The following is a 2366-nucleotide window of genomic DNA, read 5'->3' on the forward strand; positions in this document are numbered from 1 at the left end:
CCCTTTTCGTTGACCCACATCTTGGTGGTGATGAACAGCTCGTCACGGGCGATGCCGCTGGCCTTGACGGCCTTGCCGACGGCTTCTTCGTTGCCGTAGGCGGCGGCGGTGTCGAGGTGGCGGTAGCCGGCGGCGAGGGCGTCGGTGACGACCCGCTCGGTCTCCTCGGCGGGGACCTGGAAGACGCCGAAGCCGAGGACCGGCATCTGGACGCCGTTGTTCAGCGTGACATCGGGGATCGTGGACATGGTGAACCTTTCGGGGTGGTGCTGAACGGCGCGGGGGTGCGCACCGGCACGTGGGGGAGGTGGGTCAGGTGTTACCGGCCGCGGTCGCTCGGTTCTTCCTTCGCGGGCTCGACGGGGTCCGGCGCGGCGGCCCAGCTGGCGAGCAGGTCGAGGGCCTGGCGGCTGGGTGAGCCGGGTTCCGCGGTGCAGATGATCAGCACGAGACCGGGATCGGCGGGCAGATCGAGGGTTTCGTAGGAGAGGTCGAGGTCACCGACGGCCGGGTGGTGCAGCCGCTTGACTCCCGTGCGGTGCAGCCGGACGTCCTGTGACGCCCACCGGGTGCGGAACTCCTCGCTGCGGGTGCACAGCTCCCCGATGAGATCGGTCAGTGCCTTGTCGTAGGGGTTCTTGCCGGCCAGGAGGCGCAGCCCGGCGACGCCGTCGCGGCCGGTGGCCTCCCAGTCGAGGTAGTACCCGGCGGCGCGGGGGTTCAGGAAGCGGAACCGTGCGGCGTTGACCGGGCGGGCGGGGTCCTCGTACAGCGGAGACAGCAGGGCTTGGCCCAGCGCGTTGGTGGCCATGACGTCCGCGAGGCCGTTGGTGACGTAGGCCGGGGACAGCTGGCTGTCCAGGATCGCCTGGATGGCCGGACGTACCCGCTGTACCGCCGGGCGGCGGCGTACCGCCGTGCCGCTGTTGGCCGTACGCGCCAAATCGAACAGGTGTGCCCGCTCGGCCTCGTCCAGCAGCAGCGCCCGGGCCACGGCGTCCAGAACGGTCTCGGAGGCACCGCGCACGTTGCCGCGCTCCAGCTGGGTGTAGTACTCCACCGACACCCCCGCCAGGTCGGCCACCTCGCTGCGTCGCAGACCGGGCACACGGCGGGTGCCGCCGTGGTCGACGAGGCCCACCTGCTCGGGGGTGACCTTCCCGCGGCGTGAGATCAGAAAGTCCCGTACCTCGCTGCGGTTGTTCATGCCTTTCACGCTACGAGCCGCACCGCGAACGTGGGAGGTGCTGCCAGTACCCCCCTCGGTGGCATGCCGCGGGGGGTACTGGCAGCATCTCCCACCGCCACCGCCGGCTGCCTAGCCTCGACGATGAAGCAGCCGGTGTCGGCCGGCTGCGCCGACGATGAGGAGCGCGTCATGCAGTACACCCGTCTGGGTACCTCCGGACTGAAGGTCAGCCGTATCGCACTCGGGTGCATGAGCTTCGGTGACACCTCGCAGATGCCGTGGGCGCTGGACGACGACGGTGCCGAGCCGGTCTTCCGCCAGGCCGTCGAGTCCGGGATCACTTTCTGGGACACCGCCAACATCTACGCCTACGGCACCTCCGAGGAGATCGTGGGCCGCGCGATCAGGAGGTACACGAAGCGCGACGACGTCGTCCTGGCCACCAAGCTGTTCAACCCCATGCACGGCGGACCCGGTGGGTCCGGCCTGTCGCGCAAGGCCGTGATGGAGCAGATCGACGCCTCCCTGACCCGGCTGGGCACCGACTACGTCGACCTCTACCAGATCCACCGCTTCGACCCGGAGACCCCGGTCGAGGAGACCATGGAAGCCCTGCACGACCTCGTCAAGGCCGGCAAGGTCCGCTACCTCGGCGCCTCCTCGATGTGGGCCTGGCAGTTCGCCACCATGCAGCACGCGGCCCACAGTCACGGCTGGACGCCCTTCGTGTCCATGCAGGACCAGTACAGCCTGCTCGCGCGGGAGGAGGAGCGGGAGATGTTCGGCCTGCTCGCCCACACCGGCGTCGGCTCCATCCCCTGGAGCCCCCTGGCCGGCGGCCGAGTCGCCCGCCCCTGGGGCCAGGGCAGCACCGTACGGGCCCAGACCGCCCCCGACACCGACCACCTCGGGCGCCCCCTGTTCGTCGACACCGACGAAGCCATCGTCGACGCCGTCCAGAAGATCGCCGACGCACACGGTGTCCCGATGGCCCAGGTCGCACTGGCCTGGGTCCTGAAGAACCCCGTCGTGTCCGCGCCCATCGTCGGCGCCACCAGGACCCGCCACCTCACCGACGCCGTCGCCGCGCTCGACCTCACGCTCACCGAGGACGAGATCGCCGCACTGGAAGCCCCCTACACCCCACGCCTGCCCACCTACTTCTGATCGGCCGACC

Annotated in this window: 3 protein-coding genes; 1 reads left to right on the plus strand and 2 read right to left on the minus strand. The window is 70.1% G+C overall.

Annotation, left to right across the window (positions count from 1 at the left end):
- Together ACWCRB_RS49610 and ACWCRB_RS49615 are read right to left on the minus strand one after the other, a co-directional pair.
- On the minus strand, positions 1-239 hold a 239-nt coding region (locus ACWCRB_RS49610), incomplete at its 3' end, for an aldo/keto reductase (protein WP_451002345.1).
- Between the two features lie 80 nt (positions 240-319).
- On the minus strand, positions 320-1207 hold the full coding sequence (locus ACWCRB_RS49615; protein WP_451002343.1) for a helix-turn-helix domain-containing protein: 888 nt from the start codon (positions 1205-1207) through the stop codon (positions 320-322).
- A 171-nt stretch (positions 1208-1378) separates the two neighbouring features.
- Here ACWCRB_RS49615 and ACWCRB_RS49620 point away from each other — a divergent pair, with 171 nt between their 5' ends.
- Entirely contained in the window at positions 1379-2356 is a 978-nt protein-coding gene (locus ACWCRB_RS49620; RefSeq protein ID WP_451002344.1) for an aldo/keto reductase, read from the plus strand.
- Positions 2357-2366 lie beyond the last annotated feature (10 nt).

It is taken from the genome of Streptomyces sp. NPDC002156 (assembly GCF_053593675.1).